Origin of the sequence: uncultured Phenylobacterium sp. (genome assembly GCF_902826855.1) — a bacterium.
In the GTDB taxonomy this organism is placed as follows: domain Bacteria; phylum Pseudomonadota; class Alphaproteobacteria; order Caulobacterales; family Caulobacteraceae; genus Phenylobacterium.
Map to the genome: position 1 here is coordinate 1 of NZ_CADEGK010000101.1, position 16850 is coordinate 16850.

The window sequence follows — 16850 nt, forward strand, 5'->3', positions numbered from 1 at the left end:
CTCAGCCAGTCCTGCAAAACGGCCCCCTCGCTACCGTTGGTGAGGTTGAGTTCGTTGTTCGCCTGAACCATGTCGCCGCTTAGGATAAACCGCAGCGCATCATTGTTCGTGACGATGGCGTCAGTGGAGGTCTTCACGGAGAGCCACGACAGTTCGCCGGTCCGGGAGACCACGCTGTTGCTGTCCATCACCAGACCGTTGATGCCTGAAACCGCGATCCCGTTGAGCGTCGCACCGGCCACCAGGTTGCCGGAGATCTCGACGTTCTTCAGCGATGAGCTGTCGTCCCGGATGAAGACGCCTTGAACTTCTGCGCCGTCGCCCTGGATGATCACGTTGCCGATGATGCGGATGTCATGCGCAGGACCATAGGAGCCGGTGTAGATCTGGATACCGTCCGCATGCTCGGTGCCGACCTTCTGGAAATTCGTCAGGTAGTTGTCGGAGATCGTCAGGTTCGAGGTGTCATACCCGCGGAAGCCATCCTGGCGAATTTCGTGCACAAGGTTTCCAGAGATCGTGACGTTGTTGTTGCCGCCAAAGCTAACTGCCTGAAACAGCTGACGGAACTCGGAGTTGGTCACCGTGATGTCGCTGCTCAGCTTGATCCGGATCCCCGGCAGGTCATCGGACGCGTCGCCGTTCAGCGTGCCGTGCACGTAGACATGGTCGAACGAAATGTTCTTGGAACCGTCAATGCCGATGACGCCGGTTTTCTCGGATAAGCCCGGCACCGCATTGATTTCAACGTGTTCAAAGCTGAACCCGCTGCTGTTGCGGATTCCGATTCCCGTCAGCACGGCCGGATGGTCCAGGTCCGCGGACCTCACTGTCACTGTCCCGTTCACCTGAAGCCCGTTCAGCCCCACTCCCGTGTAGGTGCCGGGGTTGAGCAGGATCGAGTCGCCAGCCTTGGCGACCTTCAAGGCCACGTTCAGCGCTGCGCTGCTGCTGACGGTGATAGTCGACATCTTGACTCTCCGATTCCCGGCATTGCCGATGAATTGCCCCGCGGGCCGGTTCGCCTCGGGAAGTGAGCCAGAGATACATGACGCTGATTTCGTCGCGCTTAAACAGCGTGGTTAAGTTTCTATTCTACAAACGATGTATTATTCATATCGAGAGACTCCTAAGCTGGAGACTGCGTTTCGGTCGCGCGTCATATATTCGAAGTGCAAGTACAGTACGCGACCTTTACCCCTGAGACAGCGAAGTTCGAACCCCGTGCGTCGCGCGTTTGCGCCGTGCCCCATGGGCTCGCCGCACCCTTAAGGCTCCTTCAAGGCGGCGGCGTTACGGATGTTGCGTATTCATCGGTTGAAGCTGCGAGGGCGTCGTCTGAATCTAGGCACGCGGTCCCGTCGTGTCATATGGATGGCTGTGCGAAGAGGGTTGGTGAGCAAGGCCATGAAGTCGAAGCGTCAGCCCGCACTCCAGCCGCCGGAACTCCAGCCTCGGCTCAAGCCCTACTATCTGGGGCAAATCACACGCTGGACGCGGTTTCGCCAAGCGGCGCTGCTGGTGGCGCTCACCCTCGTCCTCACGATCTACGGCTTCTACTACGCTCTGACGACGCCCTGGATGCTAGTCCCCTTCGCCGCTCCGTTGGCCGGCATGATGTTCATCGTGATCTGGGCGCTGCCGGACTTGCGGGCTGCGCCGACGCGAACAATGGAACGCATGTTCTTCGCAATGACCGCGGTCATGTTCCTGTGGCCGAACTACCTGGCCTTCGCGTTTTCAGGGCTGCCGTGGATTAGCTTGATCCGGCTCACCGGCATTCCGATGTTCTTGCTGTTCCTGGTATGCCTCTCGGTGTCCCAGGCCTTCCGGCGGCAACTAGCCGACGTCCTGAGCGCCGCCCCGCCCCTCTGGAAAGCGGTGCTTGGATTTGGCGTAATCGTCGGCGCTTCGGTCGGCCTCTCCAATCAGCCAGCCTTTTCGGCCTCGAAGGCGTTCATCGTCGAGATCTATTGGATTGGCACATTCTTCATCAGCGCCTACGTTTTTTCGAAGCCAGGCCGTGCTGAGCGCTGGGGCTATGTCCTGTGGATCAGCGCCTTGGGCGTCTCGGCGATCGGCGTCCTCGAGACGCGACAACATCAAATTCCCTGGGCAGGACATCTGCCGCCATTCCTCAGGGTAGACCCCCTGGTCGCCGATATTCTGAAGGCGTCATTCCGAAGCGCGATCGACCTCTATAGAACCAAGGGGACGTTCAACAATCCGCTTGCGCTTGCGGAATTCCTGGCACTGGCCCTCCCGTTCGTCATGCACCTGGCGTTCGGCGAGTTCTCGCGCACCGTCAAATGGTTCGCCCTCGCATCGATACCGGTGGCATTCTTCACCTTGGAGGCCACGGGGTCGCGGCTCGGCATGGTGGGCAGCGGCATCGGCATCCTCGCATACAGTTTCATGTGGGCGATCAAGCGCTGGCGGAAAAATCGAACCGCGATGATGGGGCCGGCGCTCGTCCTCGCCTACCCGGCCCTGGCCACGCTCCTGACGCTGGCGAGCTTCGTCTATCGCCCGCTTAGGCAACGCGTGTGGGGCGGCGGGGCAACCGCTGCAAGTGACGCCGGACGTGAGGCTCAACTCGAGGCGGGCCTCAGGAAGTTGGCTCTGAACCCGATCGGCAACGGCATCGGTCGCGCCGCGGAGATTCTAGGCTTTCGCGGCACAAACGACAAGCTGACGATCGACAACTACTATGTCGCCGTGGCGCTCGATTTCGGCGTGCTCGGCTTCGTCGTTCACTACGGAATGTTTCTGTACGCGATCATCCTGGCGCTACGCGGAGCCATGCGTCCGACTAACAGCCGCGATGTATCATTCCTCATGCCCTGCACGGCCGCGCTGGCGGCATTCTTCGTGATCAAGTGGGTGTTTGCGCAGACCGACAACCATACGGTCGTCTATATGATGCTTGGCGCGGTCGTCGGACTGCTTTGGCAGCAGCAGCGCTTGGAGCCTCCCGCCGCCGTTGATCACGCGGCGACGGCCACCGTTCCACGGCGCCGGCGACCGCTTGCCTAGCCTTGGAGCTCAGTCCCGAGGCGAGGTGGTCTGGCGATAGCCTGAAGCGGTCGGTTCCATTCGTCCAGGCTGTGCAGTGGCCTCGAAGGGCGTGAGTCCGGCGAGCGCCTTCAGCCGCTTGCCGAAGTTGTAGGCCAGCCGTTGCCCGGCGTCGTGAAGTGGGCGCCGTTGTCGGTGAGCGCATTGTGGACCTTGTACAGGGAGCGCCTCGATCAGCCGCCGCAGGAAGTCGGCTGCGGTCTCGCGGCTGACGCGCTCGTGCAGCTCGACGAAGACGAACTTGCTCGTGCGGTCGATGGCCACGAGCATGCAGGGGCTTGACCGCCTTGGTGCGGACCTCGGCCATGGCGATGTGGAAGCAGCGATCGGATAGGCCTTAAAGCGCTTCCTGCCGGACTACTCGGTCTCGACGGCCGGCAGCCCAGACCAACGGCAAAGGTCGAGCTCTTCATTCAGACCAGCCTGCACGAGCGGGCCCACCCTCATACCTATCCCAGCTCGAACGCCGCGCGCTGCCGAGCCGCCGGTCTGGCTACACCGCTACAACTGGCATCGCCCGCACGGCGGGATAAGGTCCCAACCACCCATCAGCGGCCTCGGCTGAATCGGGACAACCTGTTAAGGCTCCACAGCGAGCTCCTTCCGGCGTGCGCACCAGCTACGCCGAGTTCCAAACACGTCGGGGCTGAATCTAGCACTGCGCGCCTCATCGGGCTCGGGTGCCGTTCAGGATGGCAGTACGGCGCGGCGCAGTCGTCCCAAGAACACCCTGGCGCCGCGTCGAAGCGTCCGCTGTGCAAGTTTCGAGTGAAAGATCACGGGATGCACCAGCGGCATCGGTGTCCGCAGACGCTCCAGCGCCTCGCGCGCGAGCCGTTGCTTCAATTGCTCCGGGGTTCCTCCCTTGAAATAGACCACGACGTTCTGACGGTACCAAGACTGCACCTGGTCGTCGTTCCAGATCAACGGGCGCAGGAAGTCGCATGCCTCGTAGTCGCGCGCGGCGAACTTCCGCACCCAGTAGTCAGGCCATTGCTCGTTGATATGACCCGTTCCTCCTTGGCCTGGAATCGCAGCTGAGAAGACGACCACCGGCGCGAGCGATGTCAAAAAGTCCACGATTGCGTCGGCCCGGCCATTAGCCACGTGCTCCGCAAATTCCACACTGAATGCCAGGTCGTAGTTCTCGTGCTTCAGCGGCGGCTGAAACGGCAGCGGCGCGGTTGCAAAGTCAAAGGGAACGAACGGTGCGTCCTTGTTGTGCTCGCTCGCCCAGGGCCCATCGAGACCAAGGACTTCTGGAACGCCGTTCTTCGCAAAGGCTGAGCACCAACTGCCCGAGCCACAGCCGACGTCGATGACGGACTTCGGTTGGAGATACGAGAGGATGACTGGGACGACACGTTCGGCGGAAAGGATCGCCCTGCGCTCGCGCTCGGTGTAGAACTTATCGGAGTAGTCGACGGCCACAGCATTCCCCTCGGTCATGTAGAAATCTGGAACAGAGCTGATTCACAGCCGCCATCGTCCTGCCGCCGACCATAGCTTCAAGGCGCGAGCGCGCGCCAGAGCCTCTGACGGAGAGATGGACAGGGCCAGCAACACCGCTCCGAGAGGCGCAGCAGCCGAGAAAAGCAGTATCTGCGCGGGAAGGTTGCCGGCGATGACATCGCTCGACCAGGTCATTGCCAATGACAGCACGCACAGAACCCCCAGCGGGGCGAGACCGGATGACCAGGTGCGCGAGGCATTGCGGTTCACGATCAGCAGGCTGACGAGCAGCGCCAGGACTTCCCCTACGATGAAGCCGAGCAACAACCCTTCCAGGCCGCCCACGAGCAGAAGCCCCGCATAACCCGCGGGAAGCGCCAGCAGGCGGATGATCGTGGACAAGAGAATTCCGCCACTCGCCGCGACAGCTATCGACAACGTCGAAGGCCACGAGCGTAGGAACCGGATCACCTGCAGGAGAGCGATCAACGCCACGACCTTTGGCGTCACCGCGAACTCGGACCCGTACAGCAGGTCAACCGCGAAGGCCCCCAGGCACGTGAAGGCCACTAGCATCGTTGCGGCGCTGACCAGGGACAGGGTCGTGAACTCGAAGACGACGCCGCGGGGGTTCAGATTGCCGTCCTGATGATAGTGCCTGGCCATCGGTGGCACAAATATCGTGCCCAGCCACTTCAAGATCGCGCCGCTAGGGGAAGCGATGAGAACAAGAACAGCCGAGTAGATTCCCAGCGTCTCGATGCCGACTTCCCGAGATATGAACAATCGGTCCGCCTGGGCCGCCAGAAACAGCAGGGGCCCGTTAATGAGCAGGGGCCAGCCGAACGCCCAAAATCTCTGGATGAGTTGCCGATCCCAGTTGAACTCGTATTTCTCACTCGCCAGCACGTGAGATGTGAGGACAAGCAAGACGCTCCGAGCGAGCAGGCCGGCCACGATCGCAACATGCGACGCTGTGACGATTGCGACGGCGACGGCCGCGACGAGAGATGCGAAGTCCGCGAAGATGAAGTTCAGCGCTTCCGGCCGGAAATTCCCCTCTCGCTGAGCCATCCGCACGCCGCGATGCAGGAAACCCGAAACGAGGGCCGCCAAAGCCAAGCCGGCTACGGCAAGCCATGCCATCCTGACGCCGAACAACTCGGAGAGGGTTCCGCCGAGTACCGCAAGTAACGCGGACGTGACCAAGCCGCGCGCCAGAGTTACACTATGCGACGCCGCTAGTAGCGGGCGCCCGTCCTCATCCTTCGCCTGGACCAGCAGGTTCTGCGGCCCGGCGTTGCTGAAGGTGTCGAGGAAGTTGATTGTGAGGATGATAACGGCCGCGATACCGAATTCTTCAGGCCCGAGGAGGCGCGCCACCAGCACGTTGCGCACTAGCGCAAATGTCTGGCTGAGGATCGACGCGTAGAGCGTGAGGCGGCGCCCGCCTCGGGACTCTGCGGTCTTGGACTTGGTCGCGCGTCGGATCACGGCAAGGCTTTCGCCGGCCTTCGCATGCTTGGGCGCTGGAGCACGTTGACGGCAAGCCGCGCCCAGTTCTTCGGCTTTCCGGGGGCCAGCCACAGCGCACGCCGTAGGAACTTGTCGGCCGAGCGCGGCTTGCCGAAACGCCCGAGGGACGTCCCGATCCGCGCAAAGTGGTGGCTCAGAATATTTCGGTCGACGTCTTCTTGACGGTTGAGCTTGAGCAGAATTCGCAACTGGGATCGAACCATGTTTTTCTTCATCGTCGAAATACTGTCGTTCTGAATATACGCAACAACCAGAGGTTCATCTATGTATATTACATGTCCTTTGGACACCAATCGTAGAGAATAGTCCCAATCCACACTGTTGACTAACAGTTCGTCCCAGGGTCCCGCTTTATCGACTAGAGACCTTGAAATGAGCATCACTTGAGGCGCCATCAGATTCTGCAGATGGGTCATCTTCACGTAGTCGCGGGCATGCTCGGGCTGGGAAATCTCCGGCACGCAACAGCTTCGTCCTTTGCCGTACACCCTGTTTGCGTCGCGCCCATAGATGATGCGCATGTGAAAGCAGGTCACATCGGGCTTCCCTGCCGTAAGGACAGCATCCATCTGTCGCTGCAGTTTATCGGCAAGCCATTCGTCGTCGCTGTCCTGGTAAGCGATGAATTCACCCGTCGCGGCCTGCAATCCGATGTTACGGGCGGCACATTGCCCGCGATTCTTCTCCATCTTGATGTAGCGGATACGCGGATCGTGCAGGCTCGCCATCAAGGCGTCCGTGTCGTCCGTCGACGCGTCATCGACGACGATGAGTTCGATATTCGAATAGCCCTGGTTGAGCACGCTGTGGATCGCGCGAGGCAGGGTCCTGGCTCGATTGTAGGTAGGCAGCACCACGCTCACCAACGGCATACCGTTCACGTCCGTCATACTCGTCTCTCTTCGCCCTGACTCAGACCGGCACCGCTTCACAGACCCACAACGTGGGAAGCTTCTTTATCTGCCGAAGCGGCACGCCATTTCGGCACGCGCTCCGCCGTTGACGCCGGCGTTAGCGAGGATGGCGCCATGGCCTTTGCCTGTTTGACGTACGAACCGCGAGCCAACTCCATCGGTCTCACGCTGCCGCGCCGCCGCGGAGCAGAAGCTTCAGGGCGTCCTGCAGGCGCCAAAATCGGATCGCATACAAGACGCACAGGCCGTCGATACGCTGTGACAGCGTCTTGAGGCGCGGACTAAAGAGCACCTTCGGCGTGTGGACCACCGCCGAGGCCGGAAGTAGGAGCGTTCGAAACAGCCACTTGACGCGGCGCAGCGGCTGTCCCTCGGAGAGACCGTAAGTCTCCACGTTCAACCGCTTCCATTTCCGCGTGAGCTCCGCCCAGGTCCGGCGTGCCGGGTGACCAACGACGGCGTTGGGCGCGTATCCCAGCCTGTGGCCATGGCTCTGCGCGCGTTTCGACCATTCGTAGTCTTCGGAGACACCAACCCGAAAGCCGCCGACCGATTCAAACAGCGGCTTGGCGCAGAACAGGTTGCCCGACCCGGTGAAGCCCTTCACTTGGATGTACGTCTTGAAGTCGAAGGCGAAGACTCGCTCGAAGGCCTCGGGTGGGGTCACATGCTCTTCGTCTTCGACGAGGACGGTCACGCTGCCGCCGACGAAGTCGTAGGTGTCAAGCCCCCGAACGCCTTCCACAAGCCACTGGGGTTCGGGGACACAATCAGAGTCCGTAAAGGCCAGCACTTCGCCTGTTGCATGCGCCACCGCGCCGTTTCGCGCCGGGCCCGCTCCGCGCTCTTCAACGCTGATGACCTTGGCGCGGCCGGCAGCGACCCGCTCCACGCTCTCCAGCCCTTGGGGGGACGCGTTGTCGGCCACGACGACTTCCACGAGTTCCGACGGGTAGGTCTGTCGCTGAAGGGCGTTCAAGCACTTATCAAGACCGACGAGGTCATTGTAGTGGGGAATTATCACCGAAACGGTGGGCATCGAAAGTGCCTGGCCCGTCACGTTCTCGCTACCCACTCGCATCCCCCACTATTGTCCGCCGCCGGAAACGGCCTTTACACGAGTACATTCGGTCGGTCAGGTCTGACCATACGGGCCGCTCCAAACAAAAGGGTAAACAGGTGAACTCGACCGCCGAAGTTTCTGCGCCCGTCGCAGGCGAAGCGAAGGCGGGCCTCAGGCTGTGTCTCGCCGCGTCGGGAGGCGGTCATCTCAGGCAGCTTCTTGATCTCGAAGAGGTATGGGGAGCACACGACCATTTCTTCGTCACCGAGGATACCGCACTCGGGCGCAGCGTCGCAGAGCATCACGACGTTCGGTTCGTGCCGCACTATGGGTGGGGCCAGGCACGGCTTGGCAAGCCATGGCGGATGGCGCGGCAAGCTTTCGTGAATTTCTTTCAGTCTGCAGCGATTATGATCCGCTTGCGGCCAGACATTGTGATCAGTACGGGCGCCGGCGCCGTGTTCTTTCTACTCCTCTGGGCGCGCCTGCTAGGAGCGCACATCGTGGTCGTCGAGTCGTTTGCTCGCTTCGAGCGCGCGTCGCTATTCGGCCGCATGGCCGCGCCGTTCGCTCACGACGTTGTTGTCCAGTCTGCACAGCTGGCAAAGCGCTACCCCAAGGCCGCGTTTTTTGATCCCCTTGTTGTGCTGGACACCGAGCCGCCGCCGAAGCAGCGGCTTACGTTCGTCACCGTCGGCGCCGTCCTGCCGTTCGATCGTCTCGTCACCAGCGCGGCCGAACTCAAGGCCTCGGGAACGATCGAGGATCGCGTGTTGATCCAGACCGGGGTTGGTGGCGTGCAGCCCGCAGGGATGGACGTCGTCGAGACCCTTCCGTTCAACGATGTGCTGTCGCTCCTGCGCGATGCGTCGATCGTGATCTGCCATGGTGGAACAGGCTCGATCGTGACGGCGCTACGCGAGGGGTGCCACGTCGTCGCCATGCCGCGTCTTCAAAGCCTGGGAGAGGTCTATGACGATCACCAGGCCGAGATCATCGATGCCTTCGCACGCCGAGGCCTGGTGCTCGAGGCCAATAGCGCGGAGGAACTTCGTGCGGCCGTAGAAGCGACACGGAGCCGCCCTCGAGTTGTCGCCACCACGGATCCGACTGGCCTGCGAAGCTTTTTGACCGCGGTGATTGAGCGTAAGCTCGCAAGCCGCCGGGTAATCCTGCGAGGAGGCGTCGCGACAAAACGTCAGCCCGCTGGTTAAGCAAAACGAAGGCAACCACCTACATAATGCGTCCCTGGATGATATCGACCACGTACGTTGAACGCGTTGCGCGGAACCGGATTGGAGGCTCACGTGGCCGGCTGGAATTTTAGGGTCGCCAACCCGTTCAGACGGCGCCCGGCAAAGCGCGCCAAGACGCCACCTCCGGCGGACCTTGGCGCGGTGGTTCGGCCGTTGACGCGGGTAATGGGTTCAGCTGTGGACAAGCCGCGGGTGCCAGGCTTCCAGGCCACGGCGAGCGACCAGCCGAGTTCGCGCAGCGGCAATCGATTCGTCGCCATGCACTCAAAGCTGCGGAACGCGTTCACGCCGTCGCAGCCGGTGGCCGACCGCCGCATGTTCGCAGGGCGGGACGACATTCTGAGCGCAATCATCCATTCGATAGAGGATCAGCGACTTCATATCGTGATCTATGGCGAGCGGGGCATCGGGAAGACGTCGTTGTTGCACATGCTCGCCCAGGCGGCGGCCGACGCGCGATACATCGTTATTTACACCTCCTGCGGCGCCAACTCGAGCTTCGACGATGCGATGCGTACTGCTGCCACGGACATTCCAGTGCTGTTCCACAGCGGCTTCGCACCAACCGATCGACAGGCTGAGAAGGGGGACACCCTTGCAGACCTGTTGCCGGAAGGACCCGTCTCGCCGCGCCGCTTTGCCGATCTCTGCGCCAAGCTGACCGGAACCCGCGTCCTCATAATCCTCGACGAGTTCGATCGGTGCGAGTCCAGCGCGTTCCGGCGTGATGTAGCCGAACTGACCAAGCACCTTTCCGACCGCCGCGGCCGCGTGCAACTCGTGCTGGCGGGTGTTGCCGCTGACCTCACGCAGCTCATCGCCCATATCCCTCCAATTCGCCGCAATCGCTTCGCGCAGCGTGTGCCAAAGATGAGCGACGACGAGGTCCTGAAAATCATCGCCAACGGCGAGCGCGAAGTGGGCTTCAGCTTTGAGCCCGCGGCGACCGAACTCGTGGTAGCTGTATCCCGTGGATCTCCGTACTTGGCGAACCTCCTTTGCCATCACGCCGCCCACGATGCCTTGTCCGCCGATCGACCCACCGTCACGGCATCGGACATCGTGAACGCCGTCGATCGTACGAGCGTGGAGTTTGAGGGCCGTATCGGGCGCTCAGTGCAAAAGCGTGTGCAGCGACTGATAGAGCAAGACCACGCCGAGGATCTGGCGGCGGCGGCCCGTGCTTCGATGACGATGGACGGTGCCTTCAGCTTAGTGGACCTGCAGGAGATCAACCAGATCGACAGCGCCACTGCCACCCGGACCGTCAAGCTGCTGCTCAGTGATGGGCTGCTTGTTCCGGCGAATGACGAGGAGGAACGCGAACGCTTCGAGTTCTGCGAAGAAGGCTTGCCGATGTATCTTTGGATTTCGGCAGCACAGAGAAACCTACAGGCGAAGCGGAACACCAAGGCGACGGCGGCGGCGAACTAGATCGGACTCCATTTAGACAGCACCGTATCCGGCGTTGGCGAAGTAGTTGGCGCATTCCTATGGGGTGAAGAGGTCGAGGAGTTGACCGGCTTTGCGCCAGGTGGCCCGGACGTCCTTGGGCTGGGCGTTGCGCATGAGGTGCTTGAGCTTGGCGAAGACCTGCTCAATGGGGTTCAAGTCGGGTGAGTAGGCGGCAGAAAGATCAGGGGCGTCTTGCGGTCGCGGATGGCGGCGCGCCGGGCGATTAGGACGTCCAGCTCACGGGCCATACGATGGCCGCAGATCGAAGCGTCTACGACCAGCGCGAGCGCCTCGCGGCGTAGCAGTCGACGATGCACAAGATCCGGAGGTCGCCGGCCCCAGCTGAGGCTGTCGGCCACGAAGTCCAGGCTCCAGCGCTGGTTGGGGCCATCCGGCAGGGCCATCGGCGCCGCGTGCCGGTCGTGCGCTTGCGGCCGCGACGCCGTCGCACGGCTAGGCCCTCCTCGCGGTAGAGCCGGAAGAGCTTCTTCTTGCCTCACGCTCGAGCAGGATGCCCAGTCGCCTGTAGCCAAAGCGGCGCTGTTCCGCCGCCAGCCGCGCGCGCACGTCCGCATCGCCCGCCGGGCCACGCGGCGCACCGTCTTCGGGTCGACCTGGACGAGTCCGCAGGCGCACCTCTGCGAGAATCCGCGCTCCGCCATCAGGCGAAGCACGGCCTCCCGGCCTCCTGCTCGCGCAGTACGCCGATGATCTGCGCCTCGTTGAACCTGCTCCTTCTCACGCCCGTCTCCTCCGGGTGACGGACTCTCACTCAAACCGAGGGATCATGAAGGAGGCAGGTCACGCTGTATCGACGCTCGGACGGCGTGCGCGGTGGTGGCGCTGGTGGAGTACCTGGCCCATAGCTCCTCCCGGTGTGAGCACTCAGCTAGGCTGAGTTCCCCGCACCACGGGACTAGACACCTAGTCTCGGCTGTTATGGGCCCGGGGCGAGGTTCGGCTGCCCGTAGCGCGGCGCGCTCTCCAAGCCTCGAGCGCGCTGTAGTCTCCAGGCGGTGCCCTGCGGAGACCGAGTGAGTTCTTGCCAACAGGGTCGGCTGGCGTATTGCCGACACTCACGATCCGCTCGGCGCTGGCGACGTTGCCGCGGATGGCGACTTCCTTTGATTCCTTGACCGAAATCGTCGACAGATTGGCACCTTGCTCGGCCTGGACAAAATTGTCTTCGACCAGCACCCGATCTATGAAGTTCACGGCGATGCCGTTGAGGTTGGCGCCGACGAAGCCGTTTCCCCGGATGGTGACGTCCGCGTAGCCGACCTCGGGGGTCCCACGCATGAAGATCCCTTGAGCCTGATGCCCGTCGCGGCGGCGGAACTCGTTGTCCTCGATCATGATGTGGGCCGGCGTGACACCGCCCGTCCAGTTTGCAACAGTCGCGAACTGCACGAAGTCGATATGATCGCTATTCCACTTGAATAGGTTCCAGGCGGTGTTTCTTACGATTTTTATATTGGTCCCAGCACCACGAATACCGTCGCTTGCGATATCGTGTATTTTATTGCCCTCAATATTCAGGTCATCGACGGTGCCGAATCCTATCGCGATCCGCAAGTCGTGTATGTTATTGTTGACGACATCGATGTTCTTGCTGTCCTTGATGTAAAAGCCTTGCCAGACATCGTTCAATCCCCTCTGCGCGACTGTTGGTCCGCGTATCTCGCACCCTTTGATCGCGATATCCTTGGTCTGGCGAAGCTCGATCGCAAACTTGATGGTCGATTCAATTCGGCAGTCCTTCACCGACACGCCCGAAACGCCATAGAAGCGCAGCCCGGACAGAATGGCCGCGGCACCCTCGGCTGGGCGAATAGTGCTGCCGGGCGACGCCTTGGCGACGTCCCTAAGGATGAGCGGCGGATAGGAGCCGGCAGCCAGCAACACCTCATCGCCAGGCCGGGCTGATCGCACGCGAGCGAGCAAAGTTTCCGGTGTCGCCACAATCGTCGCAGCGGGCGCCTGGCAGGCGCAAGTCGTAAGGGCCATCAGAAGCGGAGCGATGAAGCGCATGCATCTTCCCAAGCGATCGCCTCTCGGCATGAGACCGTAGCTCAAGTGGACTCGCGGAGAAACGCCCTGTCTGCCATGCGACAGCCGCGCGCTGGTGGCCGTTGCTCCGGCGCCTGCGCGAGACCGTCTGCTAGGCGGGGAGCCGGCCGCGTTACGAGCGGGCACGCCGGTACTACTTCGACTGAGGTACTCCCGCCGCGGACCGAGCCGGGGCCGGTGTCGGTGGCGCAGCAGGCCCCCCCTCAGCCGCTGGCGCAGCCGCCGGGGCGGGAGCGGCAGGCGCCGCGGCGGGCGTCTTGGGCGGCTTGAAGCCGTCGGCGTAGACGATCGACGGCTCAGCGCTCTTGCGCATGAGCTGCATCTGCCTCGCCACGGCTTGTTGTGCCCGCTCGTTTCGTAGCGCGTTCGAGGCGTACGCGACAGCAGGGTCCCCGCCAAACGGCGCCGACTTGGTCTCGATGATACGATTGAAGACCAACGTGCCCCGCTGTGGGATCACGAACACTTCCCCTGGCGGAAGCTTGGCCAATTGCTGGAGGAGCCGCGGATCCGTCGAAAGGGTATCCAGCATCGATATGTTGGTTTGATAAGGAACGCGCTCGGAGTCGAGCAGGCCCCGAACTTCCTCGAGGCTGTTCAACGGCTGAAACCGTTGAGGCGCGACCTTGCTCGGCGCCGCGATGAGTTGCTCGACCACCATGATCCTGCGGGCCGCGAACTTCTCAGGATGGCTAGAAATATAGGCCTCCGCCTCCTCCCGACTGGGCACGGCGACCGAGCCGCCGATCTTGCGTTGGTACAGTTGGCCGAGCAGCGCTTCCTCACCGCGCTTCACCTGCAGGATGTAGTCTGCGCCCTTGTCCAGCTTCTGCTTCTTCGCTTCCGCCACGACCAAGCGACGCAGGATCAGCTGCTGCAGCGCCTGCTGCTGGGCTTGCTTCATCACCGCCGGATCGCGTGCAGAGAAGCCGCCCATCTCCTGGCGGAGTTCAAGCGCGGTGATTTCCTTGCCATCTACCGTGGCCACCACTTGGCCCTTCGGCGTTCCGCCGCCGACAAGCTTCCTGACCTGGTCGCAGCCGCCTAGGGAGACACTGGTGACGAGAATGGCGGTCAGGATCAGAGACTTGGGTTTCACGAGGCTCTCCTTGGCGTGTCGCATTCCATGCATACGCATGTTCTAGCTGCAAGTCGTGGGCCAAGGCAGATCATCGATGGATCGCCGTGAGGCTTCGATAACTCCAGGCTGCCGCCTAGCTTTGCGCCGCTTGACTTACGAGAGCTTCCTTCGCCGGCGGTTTCATGCCGCCGCGGCGACCTGCGATCGCAGACGCAAAAAAACCGCCACCCGAATGGGTGACGGTCTCTTTGATCTGATAGTTGCGCTTAGGCCGCGACGAGGCCCTTGCGACGCGAGCGGAGCATGGCGCCGGCGCCGCCAAAGCCCATGATCATCAGGCCCCAGGTCGCGGGTTCCGGCACGGCGGCCGAGATGTTGACAGTGGCGTTCGCGGCGTCGCCGACGAACTCGCCGACGCTCGAGACGTGATACTGCGCCGTCACCGAATACAGGGGGCTGATGGGGCCCGAGTTGAGGAAGTCGTTCGATTGCGTGGTCGCGCTGGTGTAGGACTGCGGACCCGCCAGGACGACGCCATCGAACTTTTGGTTCGTCGCGCTGACCAGGGTGGTCAGGGTGACCGGCAGGGCATTCCGAGAGCCGTTCGCGGTGAGACCGCTAATGAACTTGCCCGTACCCTGGGTCAGGCCGTCGTTCGTGATGTAGATGTCCAGTTGACCGGCGCCGCCAGTAGCAACAGTGTCAATGGAGTTGCTCAGCAGCAGGTCCGGGTAGAGACCAAGCGTGCCAGAACCGGAGAACGTGAACCCGGTGACGCTGCCACCGAAGACGAAGGTCCCCGGCGTGAGTTCGAACAGCGAGCCAGAAATGTCGGTCTTGGTAACGCCGCCGTCCGTGGAGTAGGCGACGAAGATGGCGGCTTGCGAAGACGCAGCCGCTAGCGAGAGAGCTGCGCCGACCGCCGTGGCGGTCATTAGTTTTAAGATACGGTTCACTTCGAGCACCCCTAGGTTAACTTCTTCTTCACCCTAGAGAGCCCTGGAACCCCTGTCACCCGACTTCCCCTGGTAGGCGAGTCGGGAGTTCCTCAAGGGGAACCCTGCGACTTCAACTTGCGACGTTTGCCGCGCCCTCCCTGCAAGGCACCACGAAGAAACGCATGCGTTTCATAGCTTAGCCGTAACACCCGCTGTCTGATAGGACCGGGGCGGCCGGAACCTCAACATATTTTTTTCCTCTTGCGAGACGCCGCTCATGGCGGTGGAGGCGCAATTGCGCCCACATTGGGTCACAACTAGTCGGATCGTTCCGCCAGTCCCCGCAGGTACTTCCCGTACTCGCTCTTGCCCTGGCTGTCGGCCAATCGCATCAGCTCTGCCCGGTCGATCCATCCATGCTCGAAGGCGATCTCCTCCAGGCACCCGATCCTCAGGCCCTGCCGCTGCTCGAATGTCCGGATCAGCTCTCCGGCCTGGATCAGGCTGTCGTGGGTGCCAGCATCTTCCCACGCGAACCCGCGGCCCAACAGTTCCACGTGGAGTTCGCCGGCACGCAGGTAGAGATCATTCAGCGCCGTGATCTCCAGCTCGCCGCGGGCCGAGCGGGTCAGGGTCTTGGCGAGCTCACTGGCGCGGCCGTCGTAGAAGTAGAGCCCGGTGACGGCGTAGTTCGACTTGGGGTTGGCGGGCTTCTCCTCGATGGAGAGCGCACGGTTCTCCGGCGAGAGCTCCACCACCCCGTACCGCTCCGGATCGTGCACTGGGTAGCCGAACACCGTTGCGCCGTCCTTTCGCGCGGCGGCCGAGTTAAGCATCTGCACGAAGTTCTGCCCGAAGAAGATATTGTCCCCAAGGATCATGACGCTGGGCTCGCCGCCCACGAAGTCCTCGCCCAGCAGATAGGCCTCGGCCAGGCCGCCCGGCGTCCGTTGGACCACATACTCGAACCTCACGCCGAAGCGCGAGCCATCGCCCAGCAGGCGCACGAAGCCGGCCTGGTCCTCAGGCGTCGTAATGATCAGGATCTCGCGCACGCCGGCCAGGAACAGCACCGACAGCGGATAGTAGATCATCGGCTTGTCGTAGACCGGGAGCAGCTGCTTGGAGACCGCAATGGTCAGCGGGTGCAGCCGGGTGCCGGAGCCCCCGGCCAGGACGATGCCTCGTCTCATTGTCGCATTCTCACGCCTTCACCAGGCCCAGGCGATCGGAATGGAAGCCGCGTTCGCGGATGCCCTCGATCCAGTCTTGATTGTCCACGTACCAGCGCACCGTCTCTTCCATGCCCAGCTCGAGCGGCCGCGTCGGCGTCCAGCCAAGTTCCTGCTCAAGCTTCGAGGCGTCGATCGAATAGCGGAAGTCATGCCCGGGACGGTCAGCGACGAAGGCGATCTTCTCTGCGTGAGGCGTATTGGCAGGCGCATGCTTGTCCAGCGCCGCACAGAGCATGTGGATGACGTCCAGGTTGCGCTTCGTGGAGTCCCCGCCGATGCAATAGGTCTCACCCAGCCGGCCCTTCTGGAGGACCAGCAGGAGGGCCTCGGCGTGGTCGTCCACGTGCAGCCAGTCGCGCACCTGACGGCCATTGCCATAGACGGGGATGCTCCTGCCCTCTAGCGCCCGGGTTATCACCGTCGGGATCAGCTTCTCGGGAAACTGAAACGGCCCGTAGTTGTTCGCGCAGTTGGTGAGCACCGCCGGCAGGCCGTACGTGCGGGCCCAGGCGCGAACCAGGTGATCGGCGCCGGCCTTGCTCGACGAATAGGGCGAATTGGGATCGTACGGCGTATCCTCAGTGAACTGGCCATCCTCGCCCAGGGCGCCGAAAACTTCGTCCGTCGAGACATGGTGGAACCGGAAGGTCGTTCGCCTGTCGTCCGACAGCCCCATCCAGTGTGCGCGCGCCGCCTCGAGGAGGATGGCTGTGCCCATGACGTTGGTGCGCACGAAGTCGAGCGGCCCCTCGATGGCGCGGTCACTGTGACTCTC

13 protein-coding genes and 3 pseudogenes are annotated in these 16850 nt (G+C 62.4%); 4 read left to right on the forward strand and 12 right to left on the reverse strand.

Annotation, left to right across the window (positions count from 1 at the left end):
• Positions 1-971, reverse strand: a 971-nt coding sequence (locus QZV94_RS14425) for a right-handed parallel beta-helix repeat-containing protein (protein WP_293678608.1), incomplete at its 3' end; no start/stop codon positions are given.
• Positions 972-1395: 424 nt separating this feature from the next.
• Between QZV94_RS14425 and QZV94_RS14430 the strand changes: the two genes are divergently transcribed.
• Positions 1396-3036 carry an O-antigen ligase gene (locus tag QZV94_RS14430; RefSeq protein ID WP_293678609.1) on the forward strand — a complete coding sequence of 547 codons (1641 nt, stop codon included), beginning with the start codon at positions 1396-1398 and terminating at the stop codon, positions 3034-3036.
• Between the two features lie 134 nt (positions 3037-3170).
• On the opposite strand, the pseudogene QZV94_RS14435 reads toward QZV94_RS14430, so the two are convergent.
• Positions 3171-3345: pseudogene (locus QZV94_RS14435) on the reverse strand (IS481 family transposase); the annotation flags it as partial.
• A gap of 126 nt (positions 3346-3471) precedes the next feature.
• On the opposite strand from QZV94_RS14435, the pseudogene QZV94_RS14440 reads away from it, so the two are divergent.
• Positions 3472-3666, forward strand: a pseudogene (locus QZV94_RS14440) (IS481 family transposase); the annotation flags it as partial.
• A 96-nt stretch (positions 3667-3762) separates the two neighbouring features.
• On the opposite strand, the gene QZV94_RS14445 reads toward QZV94_RS14440, so the two are convergent.
• The 4 genes from QZV94_RS14445 to QZV94_RS14460 all read right to left on the reverse strand — a co-directional run bounded on the left by QZV94_RS14445 (position 3763) and on the right by QZV94_RS14460 (position 8016).
• A complete protein-coding gene (locus QZV94_RS14445) occupies positions 3763-4524 on the reverse strand; it encodes a methyltransferase domain-containing protein (RefSeq protein ID WP_293678610.1) in 762 nt (253 codons plus the stop codon).
• A gap of 24 nt (positions 4525-4548) precedes the next feature.
• Positions 4549-6021, reverse strand: a complete 1473-nt coding sequence (locus QZV94_RS14450; RefSeq protein WP_293678611.1) for an oligosaccharide flippase family protein — start codon at positions 6019-6021, stop codon at positions 4549-4551.
• Positions 6018-6953 carry a glycosyltransferase gene (locus QZV94_RS14455; RefSeq protein WP_293678612.1) on the reverse strand — a complete coding sequence of 312 codons (936 nt, stop codon included), beginning with the start codon at positions 6951-6953 and terminating at the stop codon, positions 6018-6020. The genes QZV94_RS14450 and QZV94_RS14455 overlap by 4 nt, the downstream gene beginning before the upstream one ends.
• Positions 6954-7140: 187 nt before the next feature.
• Positions 7141-8016, reverse strand: a complete 876-nt coding sequence (locus QZV94_RS14460; RefSeq protein WP_293678613.1) for a glycosyltransferase — start codon at positions 8014-8016, stop codon at positions 7141-7143.
• Positions 8017-8156: 140 nt separating this feature from the next.
• Between QZV94_RS14460 and welK the strand changes: the two genes are divergently transcribed.
• Both welK and QZV94_RS14470 read left to right on the forward strand, forming a co-directional pair.
• Positions 8157-9254: a beta-1,4-glucuronosyltransferase WelK gene (gene welK / locus QZV94_RS14465; RefSeq protein ID WP_293678614.1), complete on the forward strand. Its 1098-nt coding sequence runs from the start codon at positions 8157-8159 to the stop codon at positions 9252-9254.
• Between the two features lie 93 nt (positions 9255-9347).
• Positions 9348-10730, forward strand: a complete 1383-nt coding sequence (locus QZV94_RS14470) for an ATP-binding protein (protein ID WP_293678615.1) — start codon at positions 9348-9350, stop codon at positions 10728-10730.
• A 57-nt stretch (positions 10731-10787) separates the two neighbouring features.
• On the opposite strand, the pseudogene QZV94_RS14475 reads toward QZV94_RS14470, so the two are convergent.
• From QZV94_RS14475 to QZV94_RS14500, 6 genes and pseudogenes are all read right to left on the reverse strand, one after another.
• Positions 10788-11413 (reverse strand): annotated as a pseudogene (locus QZV94_RS14475) (transposase); the annotation flags it as partial.
• A 262-nt stretch (positions 11414-11675) separates the two neighbouring features.
• Positions 11676-12782 carry a nitrous oxide reductase family maturation protein NosD gene (locus QZV94_RS14480; protein ID WP_293678616.1) on the reverse strand — a complete coding sequence of 369 codons (1107 nt, stop codon included), beginning with the start codon at positions 12780-12782 and terminating at the stop codon, positions 11676-11678.
• A 172-nt stretch (positions 12783-12954) separates the two neighbouring features.
• The gene (locus QZV94_RS14485) at positions 12955-13944 is read right to left on the reverse strand and encodes a SurA N-terminal domain-containing protein (protein WP_293678617.1); all 990 of its coding nucleotides are present in this window, start codon (positions 13942-13944) and stop codon (positions 12955-12957) included.
• A 224-nt stretch (positions 13945-14168) separates the two neighbouring features.
• Positions 14169-14867, reverse strand: a complete 699-nt coding sequence (locus tag QZV94_RS14490) for a PEPxxWA-CTERM sorting domain-containing protein (protein ID WP_293678618.1) — start codon at positions 14865-14867, stop codon at positions 14169-14171.
• Positions 14868-15157: 290 nt separating this feature from the next.
• Positions 15158-16033, reverse strand: coding sequence for a glucose-1-phosphate thymidylyltransferase RfbA (rfbA, locus tag QZV94_RS14495; RefSeq protein WP_293678619.1), 876 nt, complete (start codon positions 16031-16033; stop codon positions 15158-15160).
• A 10-nt stretch (positions 16034-16043) separates the two neighbouring features.
• The coding region (locus QZV94_RS14500) for a dTDP-glucose 4,6-dehydratase (RefSeq protein WP_293678620.1) at positions 16044-16850 on the reverse strand (807 nt) is incomplete at its 5' end.

What these genes read in the sequence shown, in the direction of transcription:
- QZV94_RS14480 (WP_293678616.1), bottom strand. Translation starts at nt 12,782, where the DNA reads ATGCGCTTCATCGCTCCGCTTCTGATGGCCCTTACGACTTGCGCCTGC.
- QZV94_RS14455 (WP_293678612.1), bottom strand. Translation starts at nt 6,953, where the DNA reads ATGACGGACGTGAACGGTATGCCGTTGGTGAGCGTGGTGCTGCCTACC.
- rfbA (WP_293678619.1), bottom strand. Translation starts at nt 16,033, where the DNA reads ATGAGACGAGGCATCGTCCTGGCCGGGGGCTCCGGCACCCGGCTGCAC.
- QZV94_RS14485 (WP_293678617.1), bottom strand. Translation starts at nt 13,944, where the DNA reads ATGCGACACGCCAAGGAGAGCCTCGTGAAACCCAAGTCTCTGATCCTG.
- QZV94_RS14460 (WP_293678613.1), bottom strand. Translation starts at nt 8,016, where the DNA reads ATGCCCACCGTTTCGGTGATAATTCCCCACTACAATGACCTCGTCGGT.
- QZV94_RS14445 (WP_293678610.1), bottom strand. Translation starts at nt 4,524, where the DNA reads ATGACCGAGGGGAATGCTGTGGCCGTCGACTACTCCGATAAGTTCTAC.